This is a genomic window from Pseudomonas rhizozeae (assembly GCF_031583775.1).
GTDB lineage: Bacteria > Pseudomonadota > Gammaproteobacteria > Pseudomonadales > Pseudomonadaceae > Aquipseudomonas.
This window is the reverse complement of record NZ_JAVLSB010000001.1, coordinates 1-15,271: the sequence shown is the minus strand read 5'-3', so window position 1 is coordinate 15,271 and position 15,271 is coordinate 1. Positions and strand designations below refer to the sequence as shown.

Annotated in this window: 16 protein-coding genes; 11 read left to right on the top strand and 5 right to left on the bottom strand. The window is 62.1% G+C overall.

The genetic code is table 11. From position 1 onward, the window contains the following. Positions 1 to 60: 60 nt before the first annotated feature. Together RG836_RS00080 and RG836_RS00075 are read right to left on the bottom strand one after the other, a co-directional pair. The gene (locus RG836_RS00080) at positions 61 to 390 is read right to left on the bottom strand and encodes a YceK/YidQ family lipoprotein (protein WP_310842165.1); all 330 of its coding nucleotides are present in this window, start codon (positions 388 to 390) and stop codon (positions 61 to 63) included. A gap of 49 nt (positions 391 to 439) precedes the next feature. Beyond that, a complete protein-coding gene (locus RG836_RS00075) occupies positions 440 to 877 on the bottom strand; it encodes an Lrp/AsnC family transcriptional regulator (protein WP_310842164.1) in 438 nt (145 codons plus the stop codon). A 134-nt stretch (positions 878 to 1,011) separates the two neighbouring features. Here RG836_RS00075 and RG836_RS00070 point away from each other — a divergent pair, with 134 nt between their 5' ends. Then, positions 1,012 to 1,905: a DMT family transporter gene (locus RG836_RS00070; RefSeq protein ID WP_310842161.1), complete on the top strand. Its 894-nt coding sequence runs from the start codon at positions 1,012 to 1,014 to the stop codon at positions 1,903 to 1,905. 7 nt (positions 1,906 to 1,912) lie between these two features. Here the strand turns inward: RG836_RS00070 and RG836_RS00065 are convergent, their stop codons facing one another. Continuing rightward, positions 1,913 to 2,938: an FUSC family protein gene (locus RG836_RS00065; RefSeq protein ID WP_310842305.1), complete on the bottom strand. Its 1,026-nt coding sequence runs from the start codon at positions 2,936 to 2,938 to the stop codon at positions 1,913 to 1,915. 46 nt (positions 2,939 to 2,984) lie between these two features. Then, positions 2,985 to 4,610, bottom strand: a complete 1,626-nt coding sequence (locus tag RG836_RS00060; protein ID WP_310842156.1) for an NADP-dependent glyceraldehyde-3-phosphate dehydrogenase — start codon at positions 4,608 to 4,610, stop codon at positions 2,985 to 2,987. A 200-nt stretch (positions 4,611 to 4,810) separates the two neighbouring features. Here RG836_RS00060 and RG836_RS00055 point away from each other — a divergent pair, with 200 nt between their 5' ends. The 9 genes from RG836_RS00055 to RG836_RS00015 all read left to right on the top strand — a co-directional run bounded on the left by RG836_RS00055 (position 4,811) and on the right by RG836_RS00015 (position 13,367). Then, positions 4,811 to 5,707 carry a Dyp-type peroxidase gene (locus tag RG836_RS00055; protein ID WP_310842154.1) on the top strand — a complete coding sequence of 299 codons (897 nt, stop codon included), beginning with the start codon at positions 4,811 to 4,813 and terminating at the stop codon, positions 5,705 to 5,707. Positions 5,708 to 5,957: 250 nt separating this feature from the next. After that, on the top strand, positions 5,958 to 6,710 hold the full coding sequence (locus RG836_RS00050; RefSeq protein ID WP_310842152.1) for a GntR family transcriptional regulator: 753 nt from the start codon (positions 5,958 to 5,960) through the stop codon (positions 6,708 to 6,710). Next, complete coding sequence (locus RG836_RS00045; RefSeq protein WP_310842149.1) at positions 6,707 to 8,437, top strand: fumarate reductase/succinate dehydrogenase flavoprotein subunit; 1,731 nt, start codon at positions 6,707 to 6,709, stop codon at positions 8,435 to 8,437. Before RG836_RS00050 ends, RG836_RS00045 begins: the two co-directional genes overlap by 4 nt. A gap of 25 nt (positions 8,438 to 8,462) precedes the next feature. Then, positions 8,463 to 8,708, top strand: coding sequence for a 4Fe-4S dicluster domain-containing protein (locus RG836_RS00040; RefSeq protein ID WP_007946457.1), 246 nt, complete (start codon positions 8,463 to 8,465; stop codon positions 8,706 to 8,708). Positions 8,709 to 8,942: 234 nt separating this feature from the next. Then, positions 8,943 to 10,361 carry an ABC transporter substrate-binding protein gene (locus RG836_RS00035; RefSeq protein ID WP_310842136.1) on the top strand — a complete coding sequence of 473 codons (1,419 nt, stop codon included), beginning with the start codon at positions 8,943 to 8,945 and terminating at the stop codon, positions 10,359 to 10,361. A 135-nt stretch (positions 10,362 to 10,496) separates the two neighbouring features. Continuing rightward, positions 10,497 to 11,279, top strand: coding sequence for an ABC transporter permease (locus tag RG836_RS00030; RefSeq protein ID WP_310842134.1), 783 nt, complete (start codon positions 10,497 to 10,499; stop codon positions 11,277 to 11,279). Then, the gene (locus RG836_RS00025) at positions 11,279 to 12,127 is read left to right on the top strand and encodes an ABC transporter ATP-binding protein (protein WP_310842133.1); all 849 of its coding nucleotides are present in this window, start codon (positions 11,279 to 11,281) and stop codon (positions 12,125 to 12,127) included. The genes RG836_RS00030 and RG836_RS00025 overlap by 1 nt, the downstream gene beginning before the upstream one ends. Next, on the top strand, positions 12,124 to 13,086 hold the full coding sequence (locus tag RG836_RS00020) for a HEAT repeat domain-containing protein (protein WP_310842132.1): 963 nt from the start codon (positions 12,124 to 12,126) through the stop codon (positions 13,084 to 13,086). Before RG836_RS00025 ends, RG836_RS00020 begins: the two co-directional genes overlap by 4 nt. Next, positions 13,083 to 13,367, top strand: coding sequence for a DUF971 domain-containing protein (locus RG836_RS00015; RefSeq protein WP_310842130.1), 285 nt, complete (start codon positions 13,083 to 13,085; stop codon positions 13,365 to 13,367). The genes RG836_RS00020 and RG836_RS00015 overlap by 4 nt, the downstream gene beginning before the upstream one ends. Before the next feature lie 852 nt (positions 13,368 to 14,219). On the opposite strand, the gene RG836_RS00010 is transcribed toward RG836_RS00015, so the two are convergent. Next, positions 14,220 to 14,651 (bottom strand): GNAT family N-acetyltransferase, encoded by a 432-nt coding sequence (locus RG836_RS00010; RefSeq protein WP_310842129.1) that lies wholly within the window; start codon positions 14,649 to 14,651, stop codon positions 14,220 to 14,222. Between the two features lie 128 nt (positions 14,652 to 14,779). Between RG836_RS00010 and RG836_RS00005 the strand changes: the two genes are divergently transcribed. After that, positions 14,780 to 15,223, top strand: coding sequence for a hemerythrin domain-containing protein (locus RG836_RS00005; protein WP_310842128.1), 444 nt, complete (start codon positions 14,780 to 14,782; stop codon positions 15,221 to 15,223). The last annotated feature ends 48 nt before the right edge of the window (positions 15,224 to 15,271 follow it).

The following is a 15,271-nucleotide window of genomic DNA, read 5'->3' as shown; positions in this document are numbered from 1 at the left end:
CGGCATCAACGAAAAAACCCGCTTCGGCGGGTTTTTTCTTGCCTGCGATTTGTGCCGCGGCTACTCGGTGATGACGATACTGCCGTCGGCATTTTGCCGATAAATCGTGTACGGCAGCAGCAGGGTGTCGAATACTCCGGAGACCACGGCATCAATCAGCACGATGGGCGTGGCGTTGCGAAAGTCATCATCCTTGATGCCTTCGCGCAATGGCGCATGCAGGGCGCAGAAGTCGTACGTAATGCCGCTGTAGATACGCGGCACCGCGCCGCAATACGTCTTCAATTCCCGAAGGCTGTTGGCCGCTGCTTCGTCACTGCGGACCACGGTCTGCACCGTGCCGCAACCACCGAGCAGCAATGCCGCCAGCATCATTACCTTTATTTTCATACCGCCGATCCTTAGCTGGAAAACCGCAGCTTAGCAGCCCTTGGCGACACTAGGCCATGGGCGGCAAGCGGCGTTTGACCGGAGTCTTCTTGACGATAGCGGTATTGGTTTCCGCGACGGTATTAAGGCGGTCGAGCAGGGTGTCGAGTTGTTCCATCGAGCGGACATGCAGGCGCGCGATAAAGCAGTCGTCGCCGGTCACCTTGTCACATTCGGTGAACTCGGGAATGTCCTGGATTTGCCGTTCTACTTCCTGCAACCGCCCCGGCAACGGGCGGATGCGCACGATGGCCTGCAATTGATAGCCAAAGCATTTTGGGTCGACCTCGACGGTGTAACCCTTGAGCACGCCGCGTTCCTCCAGCCGGCGCAAACGCTCGGCAACGCTGGGGGACGACAAACCGCTGATGTTGGCCAGCGCTTTCAACGAGCGACGCGAGTCTTCCATCAGCGCGGCAATCAGCAATTGATCGATGTCATCGGTCATGGCGAATCTCGATTAGGCAAACAGGACGATTGGCCTTCGTAAAAAAGGCACAACGTCAGTTTAGCCTGATTTAGTCGCTGGAGAAGCCCCGCACGGGATCGTGATAATGGCCGCACTTGCAGAGGAGTTAAATGATGGACAACACACTTCGTCGCGGCTCGATCGAGATGACCGCGGCCATGCTGATTTCCGGAACCATTGGCTGGTTTGTGCTGGTGTCCGGGCAACCGGTGCTGGACGTGGTGTTCTGGCGATGCCTGTTCGGTGCCGGCACCTTGTTGCTGATTTGCGCGGCGTTTGGCTTCCTGAAACCAGGCCTGCTGACCCGCGCCACCTTTCTGCTGGCGGTGCTCAGTGGAGTGGCAATTGTCGGCAATTGGCTGCTGTTGTTCGCCTCATACTCCCGCGCGTCGATTGCCGTCGGCACGGCGGTCTACAACGTACAGCCGTTCATGCTGGTTGGGCTGGCGGCGCTGTTTCTCGGCGAAAAAATCACCCTGCAAAAGCTGTTCTGGCTGGGGATTTCCTTTCTCGGCATGCTGGCGATCGTCAGCGCTCATGGCGAGGAGGGCGCCGGCGGCGGTGATTACCTGCTGGGCATCGCCCTGGCCTTGGGGGCGGCGTTGCTGTACGCCATCGCGGCGCTGATCATCAAGCGATTGAGCGGCACACCGCCACATCTGATCGCGCTGATTCAGGTGTGCACCGGGGTGTTGCTGCTGGCGCCGTTCGCCACGTTTTCGACGTTGCCGCAACAACCCGGCGCCTGGGCCAGCCTGCTGACGTTAGGGGTGGTGCATACCGGCGTGATGTACGTTTTGCTGTACGGCGCGATCCAGAAACTGCCGACCGCATTGACCGGCGCCTTGTCCTTCATCTACCCGATTGCGGCGATTTTCGTCGACTGGCTGGCCTTCGGTCATCGTCTGGAGCCTGTGCAATGGCTCGGGGTGAGCGCGATCTTGCTGGCCGCCGCCGGGATGCAGCAGGGCTGGGGCATCAAATGGCGGCGCGCAGCGATGCAGTGAGCGGTGCTCAGATTTTCCAGCGCGGCGCGGTTTTCGCCAGGCGCTGGCGCATGTCGGCGATGTTGGTCGCCATTTGCCGGGTCAACAATCGGTAGCCGTCGAGTCGTGAATGAACCGGCGCCTCCAGGCCCGATTCAGTAGTCACGATGGCCCGCCCCAAACGCCCGGAAGCACCCGATTGCAGGGCCCGGGCCATGCCCACCAGTTGTACGCGAATCTGCCGGTGTTGCGCCTTCAATGCAGTTTGCAGGTGCGCCATCGCCTCGGCGTCGTTGGTATCCGGCCGGGTGTTGCCGAGGATTTCCAGGGTGCTGATGCACATCCGCAAGTTGCGCTGTACGGCATCCAGTTCGGTCATGGAAATTCGCACTTCCTTGGACACCGACGGCATCAGCGAGCGCAATTGCACCATCGCCACGTTCAAGCGGCCCATGAGTTTGAGGTGTTCGTCATCGGTCACCGATTGGCCGCCGACGATCCGCCCATACACCGTGGCGCAGTCGCGCAAAGCGCTGGCCAGGGTGTAGCGCCACGAGTACACCGCGTACAGCGGCAGGGCGAAGGAAAACGCCAGGGCCAGGGCAATGCCGATCAGAATATCCACCGCGCGCCACAGGCCGTCGGTTACCGGGTTGTCGCCATGGCCGGCGACGATGAACACAGTAATCGCCGACAGCAGTGCGGTGTAACCGCCCTTGCCGATGGCGTGGTAGGAGAAGAAGCCACAAATCACCGACATCGCAAAATAGGTCAGCCACGGCAGACCGAGCCAGGCTTGTTGCACCACCAGCAGCAACCCGATACCGGCGCCGATCAAGGTGCCGGTGGCGCGTTCAGCGGCTTTTTTGCCGATGTTGCCGTGGTGCTGCAAGCCGCCGATGACCACCAGCATGGTCACCGAAGCCCACTCGCCGTGGGGGAGGTTGATGCCGGAGGTCAGCAGGATGGTTGCCAGCAAACCCAGCGCCACCCGCACCGCATGGATGACCCGGGCATGGCGGTAGCGCTGGAACGGGTCGAACACCGGCCGCAGCCAGCGGCGGGTCCGGGCAGAGGTGAACAGGCTCAGATCGGGTCCCTCAGAAAATGTAATCGGTGGTCAGGAAGCTCGAATCGCGGCCACGAATGATCTCGCTGATCAGCTCTTTATTGCTGTCCTGGAACTTGGTCGCGACCAGGGTACGGATCGAGAACACCCGCAACGCATCATGCACCGACAGCGTACCTTCGGCGGAATTCTTACGCCCGTTGAACGGGTACGTGTCCGGGCCGCGCTGGCACTGGGCGTTGAGGTTGATCCGGCCGACCTGGTTGGCGAAGGTGTCGACCAGCCGGCCGATCTCCACCGGGTTAGTGCCGAACAGGCTCAGTTGTTGGCCGAAGTCCGACTCCAGCACATAGTCGATCACCGTTTGCAGGTCGCGGTACGGCACGATCGGCACCACCGGGCCGAACTGTTCTTCCTGGTACACACGCATGTCGGTGGTCACCGGGTACAACACCGCCGGGTAGAAAAACGACGCGCGCGCCTCACCGCCATGCGGGTTGACCACTTTCGCGCCTTTGCTTTCCGCGTCGGCCACCAGGCCGTGCAGATAGTCGACCTTGCTCGACTCCGGCAGCGGTGTCAGCGCCACGCCGTTGTCCCACGGCATGCCGGGTTTGAGCTGGGCGAGCTTGGCGTTGAATTTCTCGATGAAGGCCTCGACCACGTCTTCGTGGACGAAGAGGATTTTCAACGCGGTGCAGCGCTGGCCATTGAACGACAGCGAGCCGGTGAGGGATTCGCTGACTGCGTTGTCCAGATCCACCTCGGGCAGGACGATGCCGGGGTTCTTCGCGTCCAGGCCCAATGCCGCGCGTAAGCGATGCGGCTTGGGGTGCAATTTCTTCAGGTCGCTGGCGGCTTTGTTGGTGCCAATGAAGGCGAAAATGTCGATCTTGCCGCTGGCCATCAAGGCGCTGACGGTCTCCCGGCCGCTGCCGTAGATCACATTGATTACCCCGGCCGGGAAGCTGTCGCGGAACGCCTCGATCAATGGCCGGATCAGCAATACGCCGAGCTTGGCCGGTTTGAATACCACGGTGTTGCCCATGATCAGCGCCGGAATCAGCGTGGTGAACGTCTCGTTCAGCGGGTAGTTGTAAGGGCCCATGCACAGGGCGACGCCCATGGGTACGCGGCGGATCTGGCCGAGGGTGTCCTGTTCCAGTTCGAAGCGGCTGGAGCGGCGATCGAGTTCCTTGAGGGCGTTGATGGTGTCGACGATGTAGTCGCAGGTGCGGTCGAATTCTTTCTGCGAGTCCTTGAGGTTCTTGCCGATTTCCCACATCAGCAACTTGACCACGGCCTCGCGCTGTTCACGCATCCGCGCGAGGAAAGCTTCGACGTGCTGGATGCGTTCGGCCACGCGCATCATCGGCCACTGTCCTTGGCCACGGTCATAGGCCCGCACGGCGGCATCGAGGGCGGTGAGCGCGGTGTCGGCATCCAGCAGCGGCGTGCTGCCGAGGATCACTTGCTCGTCGCCATTGCCATCAGCCAGGTACACCGGGCTGCGCACCACGGCGAGCGGGCCGGTCCAGGTCTTCAGTTCACCGTCCACCAAGTAGTCGCGCTGTTCGATTTGCCCGGCGAGGCGGTAGGCCTCGGGGATCTCGGCGCTGCTCGGGAACAGGTCGGCAAGGATGTTGGCTGTGGTCATGTGGCTACCCCCCATCAAAGGTGACCGCGCAGTGGCGGCTATCTATTCGCAATTGGCTTTAAAGGGTTATACGCCTGTCCGGGGTGGTTTTTTAAGAGGGTGGTGCGATAAGCCCACGCGATACGCTGAATTTGATCGTGGGTGAACGTCCACAAGCGTGGGTGCGGCGGGTAAACTGCGCTCCTTTTTTAGGAGTTCTCATGAGTCATTACCAGCCCGGCATCCTCGCCACCCCCGTTCCGGCCCAGGCCCGCCATCTGTTTTTCGCCCTCGAATCCGTCACCGACCTGCCGGCGGCACTCGATCGGCTGACGCAGTGGCTGGCCGGGCACGCGGCGGTGGTGGGACTGGGGGAGTCGCTGGTGAAGGCGATGGGCGCTTCGATCAATGGCTTGCGGCCGTTCCCGGCGCTGGCCGGCGTCGGCGTCGACAACCCCTCGACCCAGCACGCGCTGTGGTGCTGGCTGCACAGCGGCGAAGGCGATGATCGCGGCGATTTGCTCAACCGCAGCCAGGCGCTGCAAGCGCTCCTGGCCCCGGCCTTGCGTCTGGTGATGATGAACGAAACCTTCCGCCACAAGACGGGCCATGACCTGACCGGCTATGAAGACGGCACCGAAAATCCCCACGACGACGCGGCGATCGCCGCCGCCCTGGTAAGTCATGGTGCGGACGGCACAGTGGGCGGCAGCTTCGCCGCGATCCAGCAGTGGCAGCACGACTTGCAGCGCTTTCATGGACTGTCGGCGGGGGCCAAGGACGACATCATGGGGCGGCGCCTGAGCGATAACGTCGAGCTTGAAGACGCGCCGATCTCGGCCCACGTCAAACGCACTGCCCAGGAAAGCTTCGCCCCAGAAGCCTTCGTCGTGCGCCGCTCGATGCCGTGGATCGACGGCGACCGCGCCGGCCTGATGTTCCTCGCTTTTGGCTTCTCCCTTGACGCCTTCGAAGTGCAACTGCGGCGCATGAGCGGCCTGGAAGACGGCATTGTCGATGGCCTCTACCAGATCAGCCAACCGCTTACCGGCGGTTACTACTGGTGCCCGCCCTTGCAGGATGGACATCTGGATTTGCGGGCGTTGCGCAGCGCCTGACCCCAGCGCGCTCTGGCTTTCTGTGGCGAGGGGGCTTGCCCCCGTTGGGCTGCGTAGCGGCCCGAAAATCCCACAGCCACTGCAAATGTTGGGGGAGTGCTTCGCCCTCCAGCGCGAGCAAGCTCGCTCGCCACAGGATCAAAAGCTTCCATCTCAAGCCTGCTCTAAGGTTATGCCCAAACAGTATTTCTCAAGCTTGTTATAACAACTCTAAGATCCGGCCATAACTCGTCATAACAAGTGGCCTTTGATGACCGATCATGTCTTGTCCCTCAGCAGTGTTCCGCTGCACACCCAACTGCGCGACGTGCTGCGTTCGCGGATTCTTGACGGCCAATACCCGCAAGACAGCCAGATGCCGTCCGAAAGCGAACTCGGTGCGCTGTTCAAAGTCAGTCGCATCACCGTGCGCCAAGCCCTGGGCGATCTGCAGAAAGAAGGGCTGATCTTCAAGATCCATGGCAAAGGCACGTTCGTCGCCAAGCCCAAGACCTTCCAGAACGTCAGCACCTTGCAGGGTCTCGCCGAGTCGATGACCGGCCGCGGCTACGAGGTGATCAACCGCCTGCGCAGTTTCAAATTCATCCCCGCCGACAAACTGGTGGCGGAGCGGCTGCAAATCGCTGAAGGCGAGACCGTGGCGCAGATAAAACGGGTGCGGCTGATCAACCGCGAGCCGGTGTCGCTGGAAATCACCTACCTGCCCAAGGCCCTCGGCGAGCGGCTGGAGAAGGCCGATCTGGTGACCCGCGACATTTTCCTGATCCTCGAAAACGACTGCGGCCAAGCCCTTGGCCACGCTGATTTGGCGATCGACGCCGTGCTGGCCGACAGCGACCTGACCCAGGCGCTGAACGTCGAGGCGGGTTCGCCGATCATGCGCATCGAGCGCTTGACCCATAACGCCGACGGTCAGCCGCTGGATTTTGAACACCTTTACTACCGCGGCGATGCGTTCCAGTACCGCCTGCGGATCGACCGTCACAAAGGGGATCGGGCATGACGCGCAATACGCTTGAGCAGGAATACGACATCGTGGTCATCGGCGGCGGCACGGCGGGGCCGATGGCGGCGATCAAGGCCAAGGAGCGCAACCGCGATCTGCGTGTGTTGCTGATCGACAAAGCCAACGTCAAGCGCAGCGGCGCGATCAGCATGGGCATGGATGGCCTGAACAACGCGATCATCCCCGGCCACTCGACGCCGGAGCAATACACCAAGGAAATCACCATTGCTAACGACGGCGTGGTCAACCAGGCTGCGGTCTACGCCTACGCCACCCACAGCTTTGAAACCATCGAGCAACTGGACCGCTGGGGCGTGAAGTTCGAGAAGGACGAAACCGGCGACTACGCGGTGAAGAAAGTCCACCACATGGGCGCCTACGTGCTGCCGATGCCGGAAGGGCACGACATCAAGAAAGTCCTGTACCGCCAGTTGAAACGGGCGCGGGTCAGCATCACCAACCGCGTGGTGTGCACCCGATTGCTGACGGACGAGGAGGGTGCGGTCAACGGCGTGATGGGCTTCGATTGCCGCACTGCGGACTTTCATGTCATCAAGGCCAAAGCGGTGATTCTCTGCTGCGGGGCCGCCGGGCGCCTGGGCCTGCCGGCCTCCGGCTACCTGATGGGCACCTACGAAAACCCGACCAATGCCGGCGACGGCTACGCCATGGCTTACCACGCCGGGGCCGAACTGGCGAACCTCGAGTGCTTCCAGATCAACCCGTTGATCAAGGACTACAACGGCCCGGCCTGCGCCTACGTCACCGGTCCCTTGGGTGGCTATACCGCCAACAACAAGGGCGAACGCTTCATCGAGTGCGACTACTGGAGCGGGCAGATGATGTGGGAGTTTCACCAGGAGCTGGAAAGCGGTAACGGCCCGGTGTTCCTCAAACTCGATCACCTGGCCGAGGAAACCATCCAGAACATCGAAGAGATCCTGCACAGCAACGAACGTCCGAGCCGTGGACAGTTCCACGCCAATCGCGGCACCGACTACCGCACGCAAATGGTCGAGATGCACATCTCGGAAATCGGTTTTTGCAGCGGTCATTCGGCGTCCGGGGTGTGGGTCAACGAGCGCGCCGAGACCTCGGTGAAAGGTCTGTACTCGGCCGGCGACATGGCCGCCGTGCCGCACAACTACATGCTCGGCGCCTTCACTTACGGCTGGTTTGCCGGCAACAACGCGGCGGATTATGTCGCCGAACGTGAGTTCTCCCCGGTGAGTGCGGCGCAAATCGAAACCGAAAAACAACGGGTCTACGCACCGCTCGATCGCGAGCACGGCCTGCCGCCGAACCAGGTGGAATACAAGTTGCGGCGCTTTGTGAACGATTACCTGCAACCGCCGAAAGTGACCAAGAAAATGCAGATCGGTCTGCAGCGTTTCAGCGATATCCAGCACGACCTCGACCAGATCAAGGCCAACAACCCGCACGAGCTGATGCGCGCCATGGAAGTCAGCATGATCCGCGACTGCGCCGAAATGGCCGCCCGCGCTTCGCTGTTTCGCGCGGAAAGCCGTTGGGGCCTGTACCACCACCGGGTCGACCACCCGCTGCGCAACGACCGTGACTGGTTTTGCCATTGCCACCTGAAGAAGGGTGACGACGGCCAGATGACCAATTTCAAGAAAGCCGTGGAGCCTTACATCATCCCGCTCGACGCCGAAGAAATGCAGGCCTACGACCGCCTGCGCGTGGGCGCCGACGCGGCCTGACGGATCAATCAAGAGAGCCCGAACCATGGCCTACCAACCCCAGGAAATTTTCTTCCGCTCCAATGCTCCCGTCACCGTGGACGAGGACCTGTGCATCGCCCACAAAGGCTGCACCGTGTGCGTCGACGTGTGCCCGATGGACCTGCTGGCGATCAACCCGGCCACGCAAAAGGCCTACATGGCGTTCGATGAATGCTGGTACTGCATGCCCTGTGAAAAAGACTGCCCGACCGGGGCGGTGAAAGTGGAAATTCCTTATTTGTTGCGGTGACGGTGAGGACGCCATCGCTGGCAAGCCAGCTCCCACAGGGTATTTCAGTGGGACATGGATTTTGCAAACACCATAGAAATCTGTGGGCGCTGGCTTGCCAGCGATGAGGTCGCCCAGACAACCCAAAGCCATCCGGCAACACCGGACGCCTGCTTCAAAACACCCCTCGTTTCCCACCGCGCCCTGATCGCGGCGGAGACGAACATCCTATAAATGATTCGAGGGGATTCACCCATGTTTTCACCTACATTGCTGCGTGCTGCAGTGGCCGGTCTGGTACTGGCTTCCTTCACCTTGTCGGCCCAGGCCGAGACCATCCGGATTGCCATCGGCACCCAGGACACCACCATCAATTGCGCCGCCGGCGGCCTATTGATTCGTGAGCTGGGCCTGCTCGACAAATACTTACCCCACGACGGCCAGTACAAGGACGCCAAGTACGAGGTGCAGTGGAAGAACTTCACCAGTGGCGCGCCGCTGACCAACGAGATGGTCGCGGGCAAACTCGACTTCGGCGCCATGGCCGATTTCCCCGGCGCCTTCAACGGCGTGGCGTTTGAAACCGCCGGCAAGCACAGCCTGTTTATCAGCGTGTTGTCGGGCAGCATCAAGGGCAGCGGCAACGGCATCGTGGTGCCGAGCGCCTCGGGCGTGCAGTCGCTCAGTGAGCTCAAGGGCAAGACCATTTCCGTGCCGTTCGCCTCCACCGCCCACGGCATGTTGCTGCGCGCGGTCGCCGCCCAGGGCTGGGATCCGCTCAAGGACGTGAACATCATCGCCCAGCCACCGGAAGTCGCCGGATCTGCGTTGCAGGCGGGCAAAATCGACGCCCATGCCGACTTCGTGCCGTTCGCCGAACTGTTCCCCAGCCGTGGATTCGCGCGCAAGATCTACGACGGCTCGCAAGCCAATGCGCCGACTTTCCACGGCGCGCTGGTGGACCAGGCCTACGCGAAGAAGTACCCGGAAATCGTCGTCGCCTACCTGCGCGCCAGCCTCGAAGCTAATCAGTTGCTGACCGCCGAACCGGAGAAATACAGCGAGCTGATCGCCAAGGTCACCGGCGTCGATGCCGAGGTCAATTACTTGTTCTACGGACCGCTCGGCGTGCAGACCCGCGACCTCAGCTGGAAACCGGAATACCGCCAGGCAGTGGGCACCGCGATCGATACCTTGAAGCTACTGAAGAAGGCCGATCGTGGCCTCGATCTGAATAACTTCATCGACGACCAGTACATCCGCGCCGCGTTCAAGGCGTCGAATCTGGACTACAACGCGCAACTGGCCAACTACACGCCGACCCCGCTGACGGTGAAGGATGCGGTGAGCGGTGCGCCGATCACCGACACCAAACGGGTCGCGCAAATCTGGGTGCGCGGCGAGCCGACGGTGCGCAGCTACGCCTCGGCGGAAGGGGCATTCACCGCCCTGGCCGCGCTCAAGCAGGACGGCAAGAACATCCGCGCGGTGTATGCCCAGGCGAGCGACAGCGGCATCAAGTTGCTGGCCGATCAGGCGTGGTTTGCCAGCGATGCCCAAGGCCGGCTCAGCGCTTTCCTGCTCAAGGGCCAGGCCCAACAATTCGCCTCGGCGCAGGGTGGCAAGGTGTTTGACTTTACCGATGCAACGGCGCAGGCCGTGGCCAGTCGCTAACCATGAGAACGACCTGATCCCTGTGGGAGCGGGCTTGCCCGCGATGGCGTCGGGTCAGTCAATGATGTGCTGGCTGAGCGGCCCTCTTCGCGGGCAAGCCCGCTCCCACAGTGTTTTGGGTTGAGAGGAATAATTGTGCATCGATCCTATGCCCGCTGGACCTCAAGGGCCGCCTCACTGCTGCTCTGCCTGCTGTTCTGGCACCTCGCTGCCAGCCATCACTGGAACCTCGGCCTGGTGACGTTCGCCAATGTGCCAACCCCCGCAGCGGTGGTCGAGGCGGCGCTGGGCCTGACCGATTCCGGCAAGCTCATGCAACACCTGAGCAGCAGCCTCAGCCGGGTGTTCGCCGGTTACCTGGCCGCGTTGTTGATTGGCGTCGCCCTCGGCCTGGCGATCGGCCGCTCGAAGTGGGCGGAAGACTTGCTGCTGCCGCCATTGGAAGTGCTGCGCCCGATTCCTGCGGTGGCGTGGATTCCACTGGCGATCCTGATGTTCCCGTCGTCGGAACTGTCTATGGTGTTCATCACTTTCACCGGCGCGCTGTTCCCGATTCTGCTCAACACCGTGCACGGCGTCGAAGGGGTCGACCCGCGCTTGATCGCGTCGGCCAGAAGCCTCGGCGCCGGACGTTCGGCGATCCTGCTGGAAGTGATCCTGCCGGGCGCCGCGCCGAGCATCATCACCGGCCTGGCGATCGGCATGGGCACTTCATGGTTCTGCCTGGTCACCGCGGAAATGATCTCCGGGCAGTTCGGCATCGGCTACTACACCTGGGAGTCGTACACCATCCAGAACTACGCCGACATCGTGGTCGGCATGTTGCTGATTGGCGTGCTCGGCATGGGCAGCAGCCTGTTGATCAAACGCCTGGGCGGGCTGTTCACGCCATGGCACCGACCTCGAGGAAAAGCCTGATGAGCATGATGCAAAGCCCCCAGGGGCAGATCGATATCGAGCAACTGTCCATCGTCCTCGGCGATGGCGCCCAGGCCTTCGAAGCGGTGCAAGGCCTCGACTGCCGCATCGAGCCGGGGCAGTTTGTGTGCATTCTCGGACCGTCCGGGTGCGGCAAATCGACCCTGCTCGGCGCCTTGGCCGGGCACCTCAACCCCAGCGCCGGCAACCTGCGAGTCGACGGTGCGGCGGTGGCCGGGCCCTCGCCGCAACGGGGCATGGTGTTCCAGCAACACACCTTGTTCCCGTGGCGCAGCGTGCGCGACAACGTGGCGTTCGGCCTGAAAATGCAGGGCATCGGCAAGGCCGAGCGGCGCAAGGCGGCCGATGAGATGTTGGCGCTGGTCGGCCTTGAGGATTTCGCCGACCGCTGGCCGAATCAACTGTCGGGCGGCATGCAGCAACGGGTGGAAATCGCTCGTGTGCTGATCAACCGCCCGCGTTTGCTGTTGATGGACGAACCCTTCGGCGCCCTCGACGCGCTGACCCGGCTGAACATGCAGGAATTGCTGTTGGATATCTGGACGCAAATCCGCACCACCGTGGTGTTCGTCACCCACGACATTGACGAGGCGCTGTTCCTCGCCGATCGCTTGCTGGTGATGAGCTCACGGCCGGGGCGGATCATCGAAGACCTGCGCCTGGACTTCCCGCGGCCACGCACCACGGAGCTGGTGACCCGCCACGAATTTTCCCGTTTGAAGCGTCACTGCCTCGAACTGCTGCGTCACGAGGACGGTCGGCAATTGCCACGCCTGAACCCCCTCGGACTTCCCCTCGAAAACACACTGCCGCGATTTGCCCTATGACCTCTCTATTCGATAGCACCGACAACGATGACATCCTCGCCCTGCAACCGCGCCTGACCGACGCCGATGCCGGGGTGCGGCGCATTGCCCTGATCGAACTGGCCGACCTCGAAGAGCCGGAAGGCTTGCTGTGGCTGGTGGATCGCCTGGCACACGACCCCACTGAAGAAGTGCGCGCCGAAGCCGCGCGGCTGCTCGAAGCCTGGGAGGACGAGCCGGTGGTGGCCGCGTTGTGCCAGGCGTTGACCGATCCGTCCAGCGCGGTGCAGGAAGCCGCGGCGCAGAGCCTCAGCCTGCTGAAAAGCGCGGCGGCGGGGCAGGTGATTCTGCCGTGGACCGCGCATGCCGAGACGACGGTGCGCATCGCCGCGTTTCGCGCGTTGCGTGAGCTGCGTTTTCCCGGCGCGGCGGCTGCTGCGGTACAGGCCTTGGCCGACAACGATGCCGGCGTGCGGCGCGAGGCAGTCGGTGTGCTCGGCTGGCTCAAGCAACTGGACGCCTTGCCGGCGCTGGCAACCCTGGCCAGCGGCGACCCGGACACCGATGTTCGCCGCGCCGCCACTGGCGCCCTCGGCCTGGCTTCGGACGCGCAAGTGTTGCCGGCCTTGCGTCAGGCCTTGAATGACCTCGCCTGGCAAGTGCGCGAAGAAGCCGCCACCACCCTCGGCAAGGTCGGCCACCCCGACGCTGGCCCGGCGCTGGTCGAAGCACTGACCGACGACTACTGGCAAGTACGCCTGCGCGCCACCCGTAGCCTCGGTCGCCTGCGCTACACCCCGGCGCTCGACGCCTTGATCGACACCCTCGGCCATCGCATCAGCAACCTGCGCAAGGAAGCGGCCCTGGCCCTCGGCGAACTCAACGACCGCAACGCCATCCCGGCGCTGCAATCGTTCCAGGACGACGGCGACCCGGAAGTGCGCAAAGCAGTACGCATTGCCCTGAGTCAGTTGCAATGAACCCCGTGGCGATTGGCAATTCGCAGGAACATCAGCGTTTGCGCCTGAACTGGCCGGACGGGCGCGAACAACTGCTGGGACATGCCGAGTTGCGTCGGCAGTGTCCGTGTTCGCAATGCCGCGCCTTCCGCTTGCGCGGCTCGACGCCAATGGTGGATGCGCGGGTGCGGGTGGTGGCGGTCAATGGTCAGGGGTATGGGGTGCAACTGGTGTTCAGCGATGGGCACGAGCGGGGGATTTATCCGTGGGAGTATTTGGCGCAGATGGCGGCGAGCGCCTGAGGCTTTTTGGTGGGAGCGAGCCTGCTCGCGAAGGCGTCTTGACAGACGACGTGTCGCTGACGGCTGTACACAGATCAAAAATGTGGGAGCGGGCTTGCTCGCGAAGGCTATGTGGCTGGCTCTGGGGTTTTTGAGGGTGTACATATCCATTTCTGCGGTAACGGCAGCTTATGGTTTCGCTCTTACAGCGAGTCACCTTTTTCAGACGCCAAAAAGGTAACCCAAAAGGCTGCCCCTGACGTACGGCCCCTCGCCGTGGCTCGGGGTTCCTTCGCTCCGGCATTCATCCGGGGGCATCGCCCTCCGGTTGGCTTCGCTGCACCTCCATGCAATGAGCCCGACTGCGTCGTGCGGCGCTGCGCGCCAACCCCGGATGCATACCTCCACTCAGCCTCCCGACGGGGCGGGTGGATCAAAAGCCAGATCAAGATCAAAAGCGCGGCGAGCTGACACTCGACCTGATGGGGGTACGCAATTCTGTGGGTACACGCGGACACTGTGGGAGCTGGCTTGCCAGCGATGACGGACTTCCAGCCAACCAGTCACTACAAGATGTACCAAGGGTTTTGCATGTGCTGGCCTCATCGCTGGCAAGTCGAATCGTCGCACCGCAGCTCCCACAGGTTTCTTCGGTGTTCAATACATCCAAGTTCACAGCAGATCAATGTGGGAGCGAGCCTGCTCGCGAAGGCGTCCTCACATCCAACCCATCACCATCAGACGCACCTCAATCCATTGTGGCAAGGGAGCAAGCTCCCTCGCCACAGGGTCAATCAACTGGCGGATTTAGCCGTCCAAGTGTGTGCGAGCCAGCTCCGGGGCACGCGGCAAGCCGTGCAGGCGTTGACGCTCTCAGCAATCACGCAACCGTTTCTGAAAGAAGAACCGCGCATGTCCCGGTGGGTAGTCGTTGATGTGGCCGATTTCGCTGAAGCCGAGTTTTTTGTAGAACGCGGGGGCCTGGAAGTCGAAGGTGTCGAGGTAGATACCGACGCACTCATTTTCCTCGGCCAGGGCTTCAGCCATGTGCATGAGGCGGGTGCCGACGCCTTGGCCGCGAGCCTGGTCGGGGACGCTGAGGAGGTCGATGAACATCCAGTGGTAGAACATTTTGCCGTAGAGCCCGCCAAGGATGTCGTTGCTCTCGTCGTCGCGCAGCAGCAGGGCGAAGTCGCGGCTGTTGCCTTCGCCTGCCTGGGCAATGTTGTAGGCGCGCAGGGGCGTTAGGATCGCCAGGCGCTCTTCGGGCGTAGGGGCGTGCGACAGTTCGATGCGTATAGCCATGATGACGTCCATGTGTCAGCAAAAAGGGGCGAGCAGATTAACGCGAGTGCGAGCGCGATTCCATCCCGAGGGAACTGCTGATTTCGCCGTGGTGTCTAGGTTTGACAGACCCCGCCGGAGCATTGCCCGTGAATATTTTTGAAGCCTTGCGCGAAAGCCACGAACGCCAGCGCGGTTATGCCGACGCCTTGATCCAGACCCATGGCGACTCGAAAGAGCGAGTCGAAGCCTATCAGCAGTTGAAAGCCGAGTTGCAGGCCCATGAAACCGCCGAAGAGCGTTTCTTCTACATCCCGTTGATGGAGCACGACTTGGGTATCGACCTCAGCCGCCACGCCATTTCCGAGCATCATGAAATGGACGAGATGATGGAAGAGTTGGACGAAACCGAGATGTCGAGCCCGGCCTGGATGGCCACCGCGAAGAAGCTCTCGGAAAAGGTCCACCACCACCTCAAGGAAGAAGAGCAGAAGTTCTTCCAGCAGGCCGGCAAGTTGCTCAGTGAAAAACAGAAGGACCAGTTGGCCGCGCAGTACATCAAGGAGTTCGACACGCAACTGGCTGAAGCCTGATGGCGTGATCGCCGTTTGAAAAAGCCCGGCACACTCGCCGGGTTTTTT

Coding starts and splice junctions, on each gene's coding strand:
- RG836_RS00080 (WP_310842165.1), bottom strand. CDS start 390: ATGAAAATAAAGGTAATGATGCTGGCGGCATTGCTGCTCGGTGGTTGC.
- RG836_RS00075 (WP_310842164.1), bottom strand. CDS start 877: ATGACCGATGACATCGATCAATTGCTGATTGCCGCGCTGATGGAAGAC.
- RG836_RS00070 (WP_310842161.1), top strand. CDS start 1,012: ATGGACAACACACTTCGTCGCGGCTCGATCGAGATGACCGCGGCCATG.
- RG836_RS00060 (WP_310842156.1), bottom strand. CDS start 4,610: ATGACCACAGCCAACATCCTTGCCGACCTGTTCCCGAGCAGCGCCGAG.
- RG836_RS00055 (WP_310842154.1), top strand. CDS start 4,811: ATGAGTCATTACCAGCCCGGCATCCTCGCCACCCCCGTTCCGGCCCAG.
- RG836_RS00050 (WP_310842152.1), top strand. CDS start 5,958: ATGACCGATCATGTCTTGTCCCTCAGCAGTGTTCCGCTGCACACCCAA.
- RG836_RS00045 (WP_310842149.1), top strand. CDS start 6,707: ATGACGCGCAATACGCTTGAGCAGGAATACGACATCGTGGTCATCGGC.
- RG836_RS00040 (WP_007946457.1), top strand. CDS start 8,463: ATGGCCTACCAACCCCAGGAAATTTTCTTCCGCTCCAATGCTCCCGTC.
- RG836_RS00035 (WP_310842136.1), top strand. CDS start 8,943: ATGTTTTCACCTACATTGCTGCGTGCTGCAGTGGCCGGTCTGGTACTG.
- RG836_RS00025 (WP_310842133.1), top strand. CDS start 11,279: ATGAGCATGATGCAAAGCCCCCAGGGGCAGATCGATATCGAGCAACTG.
- RG836_RS00020 (WP_310842132.1), top strand. CDS start 12,124: ATGACCTCTCTATTCGATAGCACCGACAACGATGACATCCTCGCCCTG.
- RG836_RS00015 (WP_310842130.1), top strand. CDS start 13,083: ATGAACCCCGTGGCGATTGGCAATTCGCAGGAACATCAGCGTTTGCGC.
- RG836_RS00010 (WP_310842129.1), bottom strand. CDS start 14,651: ATGGCTATACGCATCGAACTGTCGCACGCCCCTACGCCCGAAGAGCGC.